Source organism: Pseudomonas sp. NFX183, from assembly GCF_047943075.1.
Lineage (GTDB): Bacteria > Pseudomonadota > Gammaproteobacteria > Pseudomonadales > Pseudomonadaceae > Aquipseudomonas.
Window position 1 is genome coordinate 1234043 of sequence record NZ_CP181333.1, and the last position, 16110, is coordinate 1250152.

Annotated in this window: 16 protein-coding genes; 14 read left to right on the plus strand and 2 right to left on the minus strand. The window is 61.9% G+C overall.

From position 1 onward, the window contains the following. Positions 1 to 72 precede the first annotated feature (72 nt). From algW to ACM530_RS05895, 3 genes are all read left to right on the plus strand, one after another. Positions 73 to 1227, plus strand: coding sequence for a Do family serine endopeptidase AlgW (gene algW / locus ACM530_RS05885; protein WP_416364414.1), 1155 nt, complete (start codon positions 73 to 75; stop codon positions 1225 to 1227). Between the two features lie 108 nt (positions 1228 to 1335). Continuing rightward, positions 1336 to 3447, plus strand: a complete 2112-nt coding sequence (locus ACM530_RS05890) for a TonB-dependent siderophore receptor (RefSeq protein WP_416364415.1) — start codon at positions 1336 to 1338, stop codon at positions 3445 to 3447. A 12-nt stretch (positions 3448 to 3459) separates the two neighbouring features. Further along, a complete protein-coding gene (locus ACM530_RS05895; RefSeq protein WP_404486810.1) occupies positions 3460 to 4179 on the plus strand; it encodes a DUF4198 domain-containing protein in 720 nt (239 codons plus the stop codon). 131 nt (positions 4180 to 4310) lie between these two features. Here the strand turns inward: ACM530_RS05895 and hemH are convergent, their stop codons facing one another. Continuing rightward, entirely contained in the window at positions 4311 to 5336 is a 1026-nt protein-coding gene (gene hemH / locus ACM530_RS05900; RefSeq protein ID WP_416364416.1) for a ferrochelatase, read from the minus strand. 14 nt (positions 5337 to 5350) lie between these two features. Continuing rightward, the gene (locus ACM530_RS05905; protein ID WP_416364417.1) at positions 5351 to 6250 is read right to left on the minus strand and encodes a TIGR01777 family oxidoreductase; all 900 of its coding nucleotides are present in this window, start codon (positions 6248 to 6250) and stop codon (positions 5351 to 5353) included. Positions 6251 to 6461: 211 nt separating this feature from the next. Between ACM530_RS05905 and ACM530_RS05910 the strand changes: the two genes are divergently transcribed. From ACM530_RS05910 to ACM530_RS05960, 11 genes are all read left to right on the plus strand, one after another. Continuing rightward, a complete protein-coding gene (locus tag ACM530_RS05910) occupies positions 6462 to 7448 on the plus strand; it encodes an NAD(P)/FAD-dependent oxidoreductase (RefSeq protein WP_106578574.1) in 987 nt (328 codons plus the stop codon). Next, a complete protein-coding gene (locus ACM530_RS05915) occupies positions 7445 to 7660 on the plus strand; it encodes a TIGR02450 family Trp-rich protein (RefSeq protein WP_106578573.1) in 216 nt (71 codons plus the stop codon). Before ACM530_RS05910 ends, ACM530_RS05915 begins: the two co-directional genes overlap by 4 nt. 112 nt (positions 7661 to 7772) lie before the next feature. Further along, the gene (locus ACM530_RS05920) at positions 7773 to 8732 is read left to right on the plus strand and encodes a YbgA family protein (RefSeq protein ID WP_416364418.1); all 960 of its coding nucleotides are present in this window, start codon (positions 7773 to 7775) and stop codon (positions 8730 to 8732) included. Between the two features lie 17 nt (positions 8733 to 8749). Further along, positions 8750 to 9679, plus strand: a complete 930-nt coding sequence (locus tag ACM530_RS05925; protein ID WP_262210063.1) for a MerR family transcriptional regulator — start codon at positions 8750 to 8752, stop codon at positions 9677 to 9679. Next, positions 9680 to 11122 carry a deoxyribodipyrimidine photo-lyase gene (phrB, locus tag ACM530_RS05930; protein WP_416364419.1) on the plus strand — a complete coding sequence of 481 codons (1443 nt, stop codon included), beginning with the start codon at positions 9680 to 9682 and terminating at the stop codon, positions 11120 to 11122. Next, positions 11115 to 11537: a nuclear transport factor 2 family protein gene (locus ACM530_RS05935; RefSeq protein ID WP_416364420.1), complete on the plus strand. Its 423-nt coding sequence runs from the start codon at positions 11115 to 11117 to the stop codon at positions 11535 to 11537. Before phrB ends, ACM530_RS05935 begins: the two co-directional genes overlap by 8 nt. After that, positions 11534 to 12316, plus strand: coding sequence for an SDR family NAD(P)-dependent oxidoreductase (locus ACM530_RS05940; protein WP_106578568.1), 783 nt, complete (start codon positions 11534 to 11536; stop codon positions 12314 to 12316). The genes ACM530_RS05935 and ACM530_RS05940 overlap by 4 nt, the downstream gene beginning before the upstream one ends. Further along, positions 12313 to 13560: an NAD(P)/FAD-dependent oxidoreductase gene (locus ACM530_RS05945; RefSeq protein ID WP_242194837.1), complete on the plus strand. Its 1248-nt coding sequence runs from the start codon at positions 12313 to 12315 to the stop codon at positions 13558 to 13560. Before ACM530_RS05940 ends, ACM530_RS05945 begins: the two co-directional genes overlap by 4 nt. Beyond that, a complete protein-coding gene (locus ACM530_RS05950; RefSeq protein WP_124416390.1) occupies positions 13557 to 14366 on the plus strand; it encodes a DUF1365 domain-containing protein in 810 nt (269 codons plus the stop codon). The genes ACM530_RS05945 and ACM530_RS05950 overlap by 4 nt, the downstream gene beginning before the upstream one ends. Next, on the plus strand, positions 14353 to 15624 hold the full coding sequence (locus ACM530_RS05955; protein WP_145165579.1) for an SAM-dependent methyltransferase: 1272 nt from the start codon (positions 14353 to 14355) through the stop codon (positions 15622 to 15624). The genes ACM530_RS05950 and ACM530_RS05955 overlap by 14 nt, the downstream gene beginning before the upstream one ends. Further along, positions 15617 to 16108 carry a DUF2878 domain-containing protein gene (locus ACM530_RS05960; protein ID WP_145165578.1) on the plus strand — a complete coding sequence of 164 codons (492 nt, stop codon included), beginning with the start codon at positions 15617 to 15619 and terminating at the stop codon, positions 16106 to 16108. Before ACM530_RS05955 ends, ACM530_RS05960 begins: the two co-directional genes overlap by 8 nt. Positions 16109 to 16110: the final 2 nt, after the last annotated feature.

A 16110-nucleotide genomic window follows, 5' to 3' on the forward strand; every position in this document is an offset into this window, starting at 1 on the left:
GCTCGCAGCCTCGTATAATGCGCGACATTATGGGCGCTCTCCCGCCCCCTGCAACCTGTCAGGACTTACTTGATGCTTAAGGCACTGCGTTTTTTTGGATGGCCATTGTTGGCTGGCGTGCTGATCGCGATGCTGATTATTCAGCGTTATCCCCAGTGGGTGGGCTTACCCAGCCTTGATGTGAACCTGCAACAGGCACCGCAAACCAGTTCGGTGGTGCAAGGTCCGGTGACTTATGCAGACGCCGTGGTGATCGCCGCACCCGCCGTGGTCAACCTGTACACCACCAAGGTCATCAACAAACCGGCGCATCCGCTGTTTGAAGACCCGCAATTTCGCCGCTATTTCGGCGACAACGGCCCCAAGCAGCGCCGCATGGAATCCAGCCTGGGTTCCGGCGTGATCATGAGCCCCGAAGGCTACATCCTCACCAACAACCACGTGACTACGGGGGCCGACCAGATCGTGGTGGCCCTGCGCGACGGCCGCGAAACCCTGGCCCGCGTGGTTGGCAGCGACCCGGAAACCGACCTCGCGGTATTGAAGATCGATTTGAAAAGCCTGCCCTCAATCACCATCGGCCGCTCCGAAGGGCTGCGCGTCGGTGACGTGGCACTGGCGATCGGCAACCCGTTTGGCGTCGGCCAGACGGTGACCATGGGCATCATCAGCGCCACCGGACGTAATCAGTTGGGGCTCAACAGCTACGAAGACTTTATCCAGACCGACGCGGCGATCAACCCGGGCAACTCCGGCGGCGCATTGGTGGATGCCAATGGCAACCTGACCGGCATCAATACCGCGATTTTCTCCAAATCCGGCGGTTCTCAGGGCATCGGTTTTGCGATCCCGGTGAAGCTGGCCATGGAAGTGATGAAGTCGATCATCGAGCACGGCCAGGTAATCCGTGGCTGGCTGGGCATCGAAGTACAGCCGCTGACCAAGGATTTGGCTGAGTCGTTCGGTTTGACCGGACGCCCGGGCATCGTGGTCGCCGGGATCTTCCGCGACGGCCCGGCGCAGAAAGCCGGCCTGCAACTGGGCGATGTGATCCTCAGCATCGATGGCGAACCGGCAGGTGATGGCCGTAAGTCGATGAACCAGGTCGCGCGGATCAAGCCGACCGACAAGGTGGCGATCCAGGTAATGCGCAACGGCAAAGAGATCAAGCTGCTGGCAGAAATCGGCCTGCGCCCACCGCCGGCGCCGGTGAAAGAAGAGGAATAACGGGGTTGGGAGCCCGTTAGCGGGCTCCTGTAACCTAATATTTCAAAAGAAATCCATTCTCATTAGGCACGTTATATTGTTTCAATATAGACATTGGAACGCTCTATCATGCCGCCTCGTAGATTTACCCCACTGGCTGGTTTGGCCTTGGGATTGTTGCTCGACCCCGCCTACGCCGAAGACAGCTACGCCAAAGACAACACTGTCGAACTGGACACCATCAGCGTCACCGGCGACGCCTATGAATCTGCCATGGGCCCAGTCAAAGGCTATCGCGCCACCCGCTCTGCCAGCGCGACCAAAACTGACACGGCCCTGCGTGACATCCCACAATCAATCAGCGTGATTCCCGCCACGGTGCTCAACGACTTGGGCAGCACCAATGTCGAGCGCGCCCTGGAATTCGCCGGTGGCGTGTCCAAGCAAAACAACTTCGGCGGCCTGACGCTTTACGAGTACAGCGTGCGCGGCTTCACCACTTCGCAGTTCTACCAGGATGGATTCAGCGCCAACCGTGGCTACCCGAGCACGCCAGACGCGGCCAATATAGAGCGCATTGAAGTGCTCAAAGGCCCCGCCGCCAGCCTCTACGGGCGTGGCGATCCCGGCGGCACCGTCAATATCGTCAGCAAAAAACCCCAGCCGCAAGCCTTCACCACCGTGCAAACCAGTGCCGGCAGCTGGGACCGCTACCGCACAGCCCTTGATGTGAACACGCCACTGGACAGCGACGGCCGCATGCTGTCGCGCGTGAACCTGGCGGTGGAAGACAATCACAGCTTTCGCGATCACGTTGACGCCAAGCGCGTATTCGTCGCGCCATCTTTCAGCTGGCAATTGGACCCGGACACTCGCCTGCTTGTAGAAAGCGAGTTCGTGCGCCACAGCTCAACCTTCGACCGTGGCATCGTCGCGCCGCATGGCATGTCCCGCTCCACCTTCCTCGGCGAGCCCAACGACGGCAACATCCGCAACCACAACAACCGCCTCCAGGCCGCCGTGGAACACCACCTCAACGACACCTGGCAAGTGCGCCTCGCCAGCCACTATAAACAGGGCAGCCTGTGGGGCGACGCCTCGGAAAGCCGCGCGCTGAATGCCGACGGCCATACCGTCAACCGCCGCTACCGCCAACGCTCTACCGGTTGGCATGACAGCATTACCCAGCTCGAACTGCGCGGCCTGTTCGACATCGGCAGTTGGCAGCATGAACTGCTGATCGGCAGCGAGTACGAGGATTACCGCAAAAAAGAACGCGTGACGGCGATTGCCGGCAGCCTCTACCCCATCGACATCTATAAACCGATCTATGGCCAGACCAAACCCAACGGCGCGCGCTCCGGCACCGACGTTTTCGAACAGGTGAAGAGCCAGGCACTGAACCTGCAGGACCAGATCGTTTTCACCGACCGCCTGCGCGGCATGCTCGGTGCGCGCTTCGAGCACGTCGAACAAAGCACCGATGACTTCACCCGCAACCACGCCAAGGGCCGGCAAACCCACGATGCCCTGACCCAACGCGCCGGCTTGCTCTACCAGCTCACGCCGCAGGTCGGCGTGTTCGCCAACGCGTCAACGTCGTTCAAACCGAACAACGGCCTGGACGCCGGCGGTAAATCCTTCGAGCCAGAAGAAGGCGTCGGTTATGAAATAGGGCTCAAGAGCGAGCTGTTCGACGATCGCCTGAGCACCACCCTCGCCGCCTTCCACATCGAAAAGAAAAATGTCCTCGCCCTCGATCCCGCCACCGACACCCAGCGCGCCATGGGCAAGGCGCGCAGCCAGGGTGTCGATCTGCAACTGAGCGGGCAAGTGACCGACGCCGTACGCGTCATCGGCGCCTTCGCCTACATCGACGCCGAAGTGACCAAGGGCGACAAAGCCATTCCCACCGGCAGCCGAATTCTCGGCGTGGCCAAGCGCAGCGCCAGCCTGTTGGGCGTGTATGAATTCCAGAATGGCGCGTTGCGCGGCTCGGACCTGGGCGCAGCGTTCACCTACATCGGTGACCGCTCCGGCGAGGCCGGCAGTCGTTTCGAACTGCCCGCCTACCACACCGTCGACCTGCTGGCGCATTACAAAGCCAGCGACAACGTCACCGTGGGCCTGAACCTCAACAACGTATTCGACGAAAAGTACTACGAGCGCTCCTACAGCAACTACTGGGTCACGCCCGGTGAGCCGCGCAACGTCACCGTCAGCCTGACCCTCAACCTGTAAAAGGACGCTCCCATGCAAGCCTTGAAATCCCTGGCCGTGCTCGGCCTGCTGTTTGCCAGCCAAGTTTCTGCCCACGGCCTGTGGACCGAACAGCGACGCGGCAATATCGAAGTGATCTACGGCCACGGCGCCGAGGACAACGCCTTCAAGGCCGAGAAAATCAGCGGCGCCTGGGCGTATGACGCCAGCGCCAGGATGATCCCGGTCAGCGTAGAACGCCTTGCCGACCACGCACGCCTCAAGCCGCTCAAATCACCCGCCGTTTTAGCGGTTGCCCTGGATAACGGCATGTGGTCGCAAACGCCGGACAAGAAGTGGATCAACCAGGGCCGCAGCCATGTGCCAGGGGCGATTGCATCGACCCAGACCTTCAAGTACAGCCTGGCGATTTATCAGCCGGGGGCGAAGTTGCCGAAGCTGGATCAGATCAAGCTGCTGATCCTGCCTGAAGTGGATCCACTGACTGTAGGACCTGGCCGGTCGCTGCCGGTGCGTGTGCTATTGGATGGCAAGCCTGCGGCGGGGATCAAGCTGGTGGGCGACTATCGCAATGCACCAAACACCTTGAGCACCGAGACCGACAAAGACGGTCGCGCCCAGGTGCTGGTGCGTAATGAAGGGTTGAATGTGATCACGGCGCAGGTGGAGATCCCGCTCAAGGACAATGCCGATGTGGCGACGCGCGGGCTGTTCAGTTCGCTGACGTTCCTGGGTGAACCGCATCACGAATAAACCCTAAAAACACTGTGGGAGCGGGCTTACTCGCGAAGGCGCTGCATCAGCCAATACATTCGGTGACTGACACCTCGCATTCGCGGGCGAGCCCGCTCCCACAGTTGATCTCTATCGTTTCGACAATCTGCCTAGAGTGCCAGCGGCGCTCTTTCACACAACGTGTTCAGCGCTGCAGCCCACTGCGGGTCATCATTGAGGCACGGCACCAACACCAACTCCTCGCCCCCTGCTTCGCGGAACTGCTCCAACCCACGATCACCAATCTCTTCCAGTGTCTCAATGCAATCGGCAACAAACGCCGGGCACATCACCAACAGCTTTTTCACGCCTTGCTGGGCCAGGGCTTCCAGGCGGGCTTCGGTGTAGGGTTCGATCCATTTCGCCCGGCCCAGGCGCGACTGGAATGCCACCGACCACTTGCCATCCGGCAGGCCCATGCGCGCGGCAAATTCCCGTGCAACGCTGAAGCATTGCGCGCGATAGCAGGTGGCAAGCACCTCGGGCGACGCGTTCTGGCAGCAGTTCGCATCCTTGAAACAATGCCCGCCGGTGGGGTCGAGCTTTTTCAGATGACGCTCGGGCAGGCCGTGAAAACTCAGGAGCAAATGATCGTAGTCCTGCTCGACATACGGCCGGGCGCTCGCAACCAGTGCCTCGAGGTATTCCGGCTGATCGTAAAAGGGCTGCAGGATCGAAAACTGCACGTTGAGCTTTTTGTCGCGCACCACACGCTTGGCTTCTTCAATCACGGTGGTCACGGTGCTGTCGGCAAACTGCGGGTACAACGGCGCCAGGGTAACTTTCTTAAGCCCCTGGGCGGCCAGGCGCGTCAGCGTCGTTTCAAGCGACGGTTCGCCATAACGCATCGCCAGCTCCACCGGGCCCTGCGTCCACTGCGCCGTCATTTGCTGCTGCAAACGACGACTCAAGACTACAAGCGGTGAACCCTCGTCCCACCAGATCGACGCGTAGGCATGCGCCGACTGCTCGGGGCGCTTGATCAGGATCAGCGACACCAGCAACCGCCGCACCGGCCACGGCAGGTCTATCACGTAAGGGTCCATCAGGAACTGATTGAGGTAGCTGCGCACATCGGCCACCGAAGTGGAGGCCGGTGAACCCAGGTTGACCAGTAACAACGCGTGATCCGTCATGCAACATCCTATCTCTAGAGGCGGCTGGACAAGTCTTCCAGGGCCGCGTGCAACTCAGTGAACTGAAAAGTGAAACCGGCCGCCAACAGCCGTTCGGGCACGGCTTTTTGCCCGCCGAGCAACAACCCGGACAACTCACCCAGCCCGACCTTCAATGCAAACGCCGGCATCGGCATGAACGCGGGACGGTGCAGCACCTGGCCCAGGGTCCTGGCGAATTCTCGGTTGCGCACCGGGTGTGGCGCGCATGCATTATAAGGACCGCTGGCGTCCGCCTTGTGCAGAAGAAAATCAATCAGGGCGATTTGATCTTTGATATGAACCCACGGCATCCACTGCCGACCATCGCCGATCGGCCCGCCCAGCGCCAGCTTGAACGGCAATAACAGCCGCGACAAAAAGCCGCCTTTCGCCGCCAGCACAAGGCCGGTGCGCACCAGCACCACGCGGATGCCCATGGCTTCGGCGCGCAGGGCCGTTTCTTCCCAGGCGATACACAGCTGGCTCGGGAAGTCGTCCTGCACCGGGCCGCTGGCCTCGGTCAATTCGCGCTCGCCGCCGTCGCCGTACCAACCGACCGCCGAACCGGAAATCAGCACCTGCGGTTTTTGCGCCTGGCCTTCCATCCACGCCAACAGCGTTTCGGTGAGGCTGATGCGGCTGCTCCACAACAAGGCCTTGCGCCTTTTGGTCCAGGGCCGATCAGCAATGGGCGCGCCGGCCAGATTGACCACCGCATCCACGCTGCCGATCACGTCTTGCAAGCGGCCAACGCCCAACACTTGCGCACCGCACCACTTGGCAACGGTGTCCGGTTCACGGCTCCAGACGGTCAAGCGATGCCCTTGGGCAAGCCAGTGTTGGCAGAGCTGGCGACCGATCAAGCCGGTACCGCCGGTCAGCAAAATATGCATGGGACACTCCTCATGTAACGTTCGCCGCCGATCACTGGTCTATTTTATAAGCAGGGATCAATTGCAATCGGGCGCGGCTGTTGGTTAAGCCTCAGCTTTAACCATAGGCCACGCCGTAAGAACAGGTACGCCAAAACTTATACCAAAAAACAATATTGTACAGCTATTGGTGTCGGCGTAGTCTGTACCCAACGGTAAAACGAGGCCTCCCATGACTGTTCCCATCGCGATCATCGGCACCGGCATCGCCGGTCTCTCCGCCGCCCGAGCGTTACGAGACGCGGGGCACGCTGTACAACTCTTCGATAAAAGCCGCGGCAGCGGCGGCCGCATGTCCAGCAAGCGCAGCGACGCCGGCGCGTTGGACATGGGTGCGCAATACTTCACCGCCCGCGACCGGCGCTTCGTCAACGAGGTGCAACGCTGGCAAAGCAACGGCTGGGCCGAGCAGTGGAAACCCCAGCTGTACAACTTCAAGTCCGGTCAGCTCACGCCCTCTCCCGACGAGCAAATTCGCTGGGTCGGTACGCCGCGCATGAGTGCTATCACCCGTGCGCTGCTGGATGATTTGCCAGTGGAATTCGGTTGCCGCATCACCGAAGTGTTCCAGGGCAAACAGCATTGGAACCTGCTGGACGCCGACGGCGGCAATCACGGCCCGTTCAGCCACGTCGTGATTGCCACGCCGGCGCCCCAGGCCACCGCGCTGCTCGCCGCCGCGCCGAAGCTGGCGGGTGCCGCTGCTGGGGTGAAAATGGACCCGACCTGGGCCATCGCCCTGGCTTTCGACAAACCTCTGGACACGCCGATGGAAGGCTGTTTCGTTCAGGACAGCCCTCTCGACTGGCTCGCGCGCAACCGCAGCAAACCCGGGCGCGATACCACCCTCGACACGTGGGTGCTGCACGCCACCAGCGCGTGGAGCAAGGCACACCTGGACTTGCCCAAAGAAGCTGTGATCGAACACCTGCACGGCGCCTTCGCTGAGCTGCTGCACAGCGCCATGCCCGCGCCTTCTTTCAGCCTGGCGCATCGCTGGCTGTACGCGCGCCCCTCCAGCGCGCATGAATTCGGGGTACTGGCCGATGCTGACCTGGGCTTGTATGTGTGCGGCGACTGGTGCCTGTCCGGTCGGGTCGAAGGCGCATGGCTCAGCGGCCAGGAAGCGGCGCGACGCCTGATCGAGCACCTGCAATGAACCGCATCAATCCCGCCAAACTGCTGCTGTCGAAGTGGACAGCAGCGCGTCCTCGCAACAAGGAGAAACACTTCTTGGTCACCGAATTGTTTCGTGACGAGGAAGGCACTGTGCTGGAAATCGAGCTGCAAGCCGTCATGACTCGCCGTGCTGAACGCCTGGCCTGGCAAACCCTGCAGAACGCCGAAGACTGGCGAATCGGCTGGAAGTAGGTTGCCCGAAAATACTTGTACAAAATATTTGACTTGTACAGCATCAAACCTATGATGAGATTTAGTTGTACAGACTTAAGAGTTTGTACAGGAATCTCGGAGAGGTTTGAACATGTCCAGCACTGGAAAACCGAAGATCGCTATCAGCGCCTGCCTGTTAGGCGAGAACGTGCGCTTCAATGGCGGACACAAACAATCCCTGCTGTGCAGCCAGACGCTCGCTGACTACTTCGACTTCGTGCCGCTGTGCCCCGAAGTCGCCATCGGCCTGGGCATCCCCCGCGAACCGATCCGCCTGGTGGGCGACCCTGCCCAGCCGCAGGCCGTCGGCACGGTGCGCCGTGAACTCAACGTTACGCAGCCACTGGACGAATACGGCCAGCAGATGGCCCTGGAACACACTGACCTGTGCGGCTACATCTTCATGCAGAAATCGCCGTCGTGTGGCCTGGAACGGGTCAAGGTCTACCGTGAGAACGGCACACCTGTGGACGGCGGCGGGCGCGGCATCTACGCGCAGGCGTTCTGCGCGCGCCACCCCAACCTGCCGGTGGAAGAAGATGGCCGGCTGAATGACCCGGTGTTGCGGGAAAACTTCCTGACCCGCGTCTTTGTGTACGCCAGCTGGCAGCACCTGCTGGCCGAGGGCCTGACCCGCCACCGCCTGCTGGCGTTTCACTCGCGCTACAAATACCTGCTGATGGCCCACAGCCCGGTGCATTACAAAAGCCTCGGCCACCTGCTGGGCAGCATGAGCAAGGACACCTCTCTCGACGCACTGGCCGCCGGCTATTTCAGCGAGCTGATGACCGGCCTGAAAAAATGCGCCACCCGCGGCACTCACACCAATGTGCTGCAACACATCAGCGGCTACCTCAAGCAGGCCATCAGCGCCGACGACAAGCAGGAAATGCAAACCGTCATCGGCCAGTACCGCACCGGCATCGTGCCGCTGGTGGTGCCGCTGACCCTGCTCAAACACCACTTCCGCCAACACCCTGATCGTTACATCGCGCAGCAGGCTTACCTGCAACCGCACCCGGAAAACCTCAGCCTGCGTAATGCGATCTGACCCATGAAAACTACATTATGAAAGCTGCCCTGCAAGACGAACCCGGCGAAGACATCGCCCAAGCCCTCCAAGACGGCTGGCTGCCGATTCGCGAAGTGGCGCGCCAGACCGGCGTCAACGCCGTGACCCTGCGCGCCTGGGAACGCCGCTACGGCCTGATCGTGCCCCAGCGCACGCCCAAGGGCCACCGGCTGTTCAGCGCCGAACACGTGCAACGCATCCACACCATCCTGACCTGGCTCAACCGCGGTGTGCCGGTCAGTCAGGTCAAAGGCTTGATCGACTCCGCCCAGGTCAGCCCCGACACCGTCGAAAACGAATGGCACGCCCTGCGCCAGAACCTGGTGGGCGCCATCAGCGCGTTGGCCGAGCGCCGGGTCGACGATGCGTTCAACCAAGCCATGGCGTTGTACCCGCCACGTACCCTGTGCGAACAGTTGCTGCTGCCGCTGCTCCAGGAACTCGAGCAGCGCTGGCAAGGCCAGTTCGGCGCGCAGATGGAGCGGGTATTTTTCCTGTCCTGGCTGCGCAGCAAGTTCGGCGCACGCATCTATCACAACAATCGCCAGCTGCAAGGCGCCCCGCTGCTGCTGGTCAACCACTCGGACCTGCCGCTGGAGCCGCATCTGTGGCTCAGCGCCTGGCTGGCCAGCAGCGCCGATTGCCCAGTGGAAGTCTTCGATTGGCCGTTGCCGGTCGGTGAGCTGGCGTTAGCGGTGGAGCACCTGCAACCGCGGGCCGTGCTGCTGTATTCGAGCAAGGCCCTGCAGGTGTCGACACTCACCAAGCTGCTGGGCGGCGTCGGCTGCCCGACGCTGATTGCCGGACCAACGGTATGCATCCACCAGGCCGAGTTGGCCGTATTAACCCGTGAAACCCCTGAATTGTTCGTGGCCGAAGATCCGTTGTCGGCCCATTTGATTCTGATCCAGCGTGGACTTCTTTAAATGCATTTGATCTGGCTGCGCACCGACCTGCGCCTACACGACAACACCGCCCTGGCCGCCGCCTGCCAGCGAGGCCCGGTTGCGGCCGTGTACCTGATCACTCCCCAACAGTGGCTGGCCCACGATGATGCACCGTGCAAAGTCGACTTCTGGCTGCGCAACCTGCAGCACTTGAGCCAGGCGCTCGGCGAGCTGAATATTCCCCTGCTGATCCGCACCACCGCGACCTGGGACCAGGCGCCCGCCGTGCTCGGCACGCTGTGTCGGGAGCTGTCGGTCGAGTCGGTCCACGTCAACGAGGAATACGGCATCCACGAAACCCGCCGCGATGCCGCCGTGGCTCAGGCTCTGGAAGCCCAGGGCGTGACGTTCCACAGCTACCTGGACCAATTGTTCTTCCAGCCCGGCAGCGTGCTGACCAAAACCGGCACGTACTTCCAGGTCTTCAGCCAGTTCCGCAAGGTCTGCTACAGCCGCCTGCACAGCGCCCTTCCCCGTTTGGTGGCAACACCTAAAGTCCAGGTGCCGATCAAGCTCAAAAGCGATCCGATACCTGCACAGGTCGACGGGTTCGAGCCGCCCAGCGAAGCCTTGCGCGCGCTCTGGCCGGCCGGTGAAGACGAAGCACGCCGCCGTCTCGACGCCTTCGCCGATCAACAAATCAGCTACTACAAAGATGAGCGCGACTTCCCGGCCAAACCCGGCACCAGCCAACTGTCCGCCTACCTTGCCGCCGGCGTGGTTTCGCCACGCCAGTGCCTGCATGCCGCCTTGCAAACCAACCAGGGTGAGTTTGAAAGCGGCGACATCGGCGCGATCACGTGGATCAACGAGCTGCTCTGGCGCGAGTTCTACAAGCACATTCTGGTCGGCTATCCACGGGTGTCGCGCCACCGTGCGTTCCGTCCCGAGACCGAAGCGGTGGCCTGGCGCGATGCGCCCAAGGACCTCGCCGCCTGGCAGCAAGCGCGCACCGGCTTGCCGATCATCGACGCCGCCATGCGCCAGTTGCTCGAAACCGGCTGGATGCACAATCGCCTGCGCATGGTGGTCGCGATGTTCCTGACCAAGAACCTGCTGATCGACTGGCGCGAAGGCGAGCGCTTCTTCATGCGCCACCTGATCGACGGCGACCTGGCCGCCAACAACGGCGGCTGGCAGTGGAGCTCCTCCACCGGCACCGACTCGGCGCCGTATTTCCGGATTTTCAGCCCGCTGAGCCAGTCGGAAAAATTCGACAGCGAAGGCGTGTTCATCAAGCACTGGCTGCCGGAACTGGCGGCGCTGAACAAGAAGGAAGTGCACAACCCCGAGGCGGTCGGCGGCCTGTTTGGCGTGGCCGATTACCCACGCGCTATCGTCGACCTGAAAAAGTCCCGCGCGCGCGCCCTGGCCGCCTTCCGCAGCCTGCCCTCGCGCCAGGGGGTTGCCGAACATGAGTGACTTCCTGCACCGGTTCGCCCAGACCTTTGCGACGCTGGACAAGCACAACCTGCACCTGCTCGACAGCCTGTACAGCAAGGACATCGCCTTCACCGACCCGCTGCATGAAGTGCACGGGCTGACGGCGCTGCACCGCTATTTCACCGAACTGTATGGCAATGTGAGCCAGCTGCGTTTTGACTTTCACGGCTTCGACCAAGTGGCCGAAGGTGAAGGCTACCTGCGCTGGAAGATGAGTTTTTGCCACCCGCGCCTGAACAGCGGCAAGGTGATCAGGGTTGAAGGCTGCTCACACCTGATGTGGCGCGACAAGGTGTACCGGCACCGGGATTATTTCGATGCAGGCGCTCTGCTCTACGAACACCTGCCAGTACTCGGCCGCGTCATCAGTTGGCTGAAAAGGAGAATGGGATGAGCCTTACACCGCCCCGCCGATATTGGCTGACCGGCGCCAGCAGTGGCATTGGCGCGTCGCTGGCCGTGGAGCTGCTCAACAGCGGCGCCCACGTGGCACTCAGCTCACGCACGAAAGGCCCGCTCGAAGCCCTCGCCCAACGTTATCCAGGCCAAGTGCTGGTGGTGGCCGGCGACCTGACCAACAGCCAGACCGTGCGTGAGATCGGCGAGCACATCGGCGTGGTCTGGGGCTCCGTCGATACGGTCATTCTCAACGCCGGCACCTGTGAATATGTCGATGCCAAGCAATTTGATGCATCGATTGTCGAGTACGTGGTGCGCACCAACTTGCTGGCCAGCAGCTATTGCATCGAAGCCGCGCTGCCGCTGTTGCGCGCCGGGCATTCGCCGCACCTGGTCGGCGTAGCCAGCGCCGTCACCTACCTGCCCATGCCCCGCGCCGAAGCCTATGGTGCGTCCAAGGCCGGGCTGCGCTACCTGTTCGAATCCCTGCGCATCAGCCTGTCGCCCGAGAACATCGACGTCACCGTGATCAGCCCGGGCTTTGTCGACACCCCGCTGACCGAACGCAACGACTTCCCGATGCCCCTGAGCTGGTCCGCGGACAAGGCCGCGCGGCATATCTTCGCCAAGCTGGCAAAACGTCCGCTGGAAATCGCCTTTCCCGCCATGTTTATCGCCACCTTGTGGCCGCTGTCGAAGCTGCCCAACCGTGCGCAACTGATCATCGGCAAACGCATGTTGCGCAGCCCGCCACCGAAGAAGGACGACCTGTGAAGATCGCCATTATCGGCAGCGGCATCGCCGGGCTGACCAGCGCTTACCTGCTCAGCCGTCGCCACGACATCACTGTGTTCGAAGCGGGCGAGCGCATTGGCGGGCATACCCACACGGTCGACGTCACGGTTGAGGGCAAAAGCTACGCGGTGGACACCGGGTTTATCGTGTTCAACGACTGGACCTACCCCAACTTCATTCGCTTGCTGGGGCAGATTGGCGTCAGCTTCAAACCCACCGAAATGAGTTTTTCGGTGTGCGATCAAAGCGCCGGATTCGAGTACAACGGCAACAACCTCAACAGCCTGTTTGCCCAACGCCGCAATATCCTGTCGCCAGGGTTCTGGGGCATGTTGCGCGACATTCTGCGCTTCAATCGCCAGGCGCCGCTGGACCTGCAGGAACAACGCATCAGCGCCGGGATGACCCTGGGCGATTACCTCGAAGCCGGCGGCTACGGCCCACGCTTTATCCGGCATTACATCGTGCCGATGGGCGCGGCGATCTGGTCGATGTCCCTGGCCGACATGCTCGGCTTTCCCTTGCAGTTCTTTGTGCGCTTTTTCAAGAACCACGGTTTGCTCTCGGTGAACAACCGGCCGCAGTGGTGCGTGATCGAGGGCGGGTCGAGCAGCTACATCGAGCCGCTGACGCGCAGCTTTCGCGAACAGGTGCGCCTCAATTGCCCGGTGCATAACGTCGAGCGCACCGACGAGGGCGTTGTGATCCACAGCGCCGCCGGCAGCGAGACGTTTGACCGGGTCGTGTTGGCCTGCCACAGCGACCAGGCCCTGGCCTTGCTGGCCGACCCCAGCACGGCGGAACAGGAAATCCTCGGCGCGCTGCCTTACGCCGACAACGATGTGGTGCTGCACACCGACACGCGCCTGCTGCCGGACCGCAAGCTCGCCTGGGCCAGCTGGAATTATCGGCTGACCGGCGATACCCAAACCCAGGCCGCCGTCACTTACGACATGAACATTCTGCAAGGCATCGACAGCGCCACCACCTTTTGCGTCAGCCTCAACCAGACGCCGATGATCAACCCGCTGAAGATCCTCGCGCGCTACACCTACGCGCACCCGCAGTACAGCCTCGCGGCGGTCGCTGCCCAAGCGCGCTGGGAAGAATTGGCAGGCACGCGCAACACCTTTTTTTGCGGCGCCTACTGGGCCAATGGTTTCCACGAAGACGGCGTGGTCAGCGCATTGCGCGTGGCTCAAGCCTTTGGAGAAACCCTGTGAACAGCGCCCTGTACAGCGGCTGGATCGCCCATCGCCGGTTTGCGCCCAAGGCTCACGCCTTTCGCTACCGCATCGGCCTGCTGTACCTGGATTTAAGCGAACAAGACGAAGTGCTCGGGCTGTCGCCCCTGGCCGGCGCTGGCCGCCTGGCGCCCTTTGGCTTTCGCCAGCAGGATTACCTGCGTGAATTCACGCGCCACGGCATGAGCTTGAGCGATGCCGTGCGCCAGGAAGTTGGCAAGGCGCTGGGGCGCGAGCCCCAGGGCGTTATCTGCCTACTGACCCAGGCTCGCAGTTGGGGCCTGGCTTTTAACCCGGTGAGTTTCTTCTACTGCTTCGAGGCCGATGGGCAACTGGCCGCGATCCTGTGTGAAGTGACCAACACCCCATGGCGCGAGCGCTATCACTACGTGCTGCCGGCCCAGGCGCTCGGCGCCGATGAGCATCAGCACTTCGCCGTGGCCAAGGCCTTCCATGTGTCGCCGTTTTTGCCGCGCGACCTGGAGTACCGCATGAGTTTCAGCCCGCCCGCCGCCAAGCTCGGCGTGCACATGGCCGACTGGCAAGGTGAGCTGAAGGTTTTCGACGCCACGCTGAGCCTGCACAAGGAGGCGTTGAACCGCGCCAGCCTGCATCGCTATCTGTGGCGCTTCCCGTGGATGACCGCCAAGACGTGCCTGGCCATTTACTGGCAGGCCATGCGCCTGTTGCTCAAACGCACACCGATTTTTTCCCATCAGGCCGCCGATGGCGCCTCTCGCACCGCAGTCGGGTATACCAAGGATCGCCGCCATGAAATCCCCTAGCTTATCGGTCAAGACCAATCGCCTGAACGTCAACGGCATGACCAGCGCATTGCTGCGCAAGGCCGTGCTGCGCCAACTCAGCCAACTGCGCCACGGCCAGCTGGTGGTGATCGAGGACGGCGAACGCCAAGTGTTCGGCGCCCGCGAAGCGCACCTGCTGGGGGAAATCCAGATCCTCGACTCGGCGGTGTGGGGCCTGGTGGCGGCCAACGGATCGATCGGCGCCGGCGAGGCGTTTATCCACGGTTATTGGACCAGCCCGGACTTGACCGCCGTGGTGCGCGTGATGGTCAGCAACCTGGAGGTGCTCGACGCCATGGAAGGTGGCCTGGCGCGCCTGGCACGCCCCTTCACTCAAGGCCTGCACTGGCTCAACCGCAATACGCGCAAGGGCTCGCAGAAAAACATCGCCGCCCACTATGACCTGGGCAACGACCTGTTCGAAGAATTCCTCGACCCGACCATGATGTACTCGGCGGCGCAATTTCTGACGCCCGATGACACCCTGGAACAGGCGCAATTGAACAAGCTGGAGCGCATCTGCCAAAAGCTCGCACTCAAGCCCACCGACCATCTGCTCGAAATCGGCACCGGCTGGGGCAGCATGGCGCTGTACGCAGCGCAGCATTACGGCTGCAAAGTCACCACCACGACCTTGTCCAAAGAGCAGTTTGCCTACACCCAAAAGCGCATCGATGCCCTGGGACTGCAGGGCCAGGTGACCCTGCTGTTGCAGGACTACCGCGACCTGACCGGTCAATACGACAAGCTGGTGTCCATCGAGATGATCGAGGCGGTGGGCCATCGCTTCCTGCCGACCTACTTCAAGCAGTGCGCGCATTTGCTCAAGAGCGACGGCCTGATGCTGCTGCAAGCCATCACGATTCGCGAGCAGCGTTTTGAGCAGGCCAAGAACAGCGTCGATTTCATCCAGCGCTATATTTTCCCCGGCGGCGCCCTGCCCTGCGTGCAGAACATGCTGCACATCGTCAGCCGCGACACCGACATGAACCTGCTGCACATGGAAGACTTCGGCCTGCACTACGCAAAAACCCTGCGCCTGTGGCATGAGAACTTCCGCCGCGCCCATGGCCGCCTTGCCGAGTTGGGCTACGACGAATACTTTCTGCGCTTGTGGGAATTCTATTTGTGCTATTGCGAAGGTGGGTTCATGGAACGAACGATAGGCACCGCGCAGTTGCTGCTGGCCAAACCGGCGGCAATCAACCCACCCTTGCTTGGGCGCTTCAGTGCTTAAATCGCTGGCGAACGCCGTACTGTTCCAGTGCGGCTGGTTTGCCTGTGTGCTGGGGGGCGACAGCGAATGGTTGCTGGTGGTCGGTGCAGTGCTGGCCATCCACCTGCTGTGGATAAGTTCATGGTCGCGGGAAGGCCAGGTGATCCTCGCCGTCACGTTGTTTGGCACTGTGGTGGATACCGCATTGCGCACCTTTGGCGTCTTTCATTTCAGTTTTCCGGGGCCACTGATCCCGTTTTGGCTGGTGTTGCTGTGGGCGTTGCTCGCCACCACGCTACGCCATTGCCTGGCCTGGAGTGCCCAGCCCTGGTGGCGCGCCAGCGTGTTGGGCGCGGTCGGCGGACCGTTGTCTTATTACGCGGGCAGCCAATTGGCCGGCGTGAGTTTCGGTTACGGCACGGCGCCAACCCTGATTGGCCTGGCGCTGCTTTGGGCGCTGGTGTTCCCGGTGCTGCACTGGATCGCCCGACAACTGGGGCACTGACG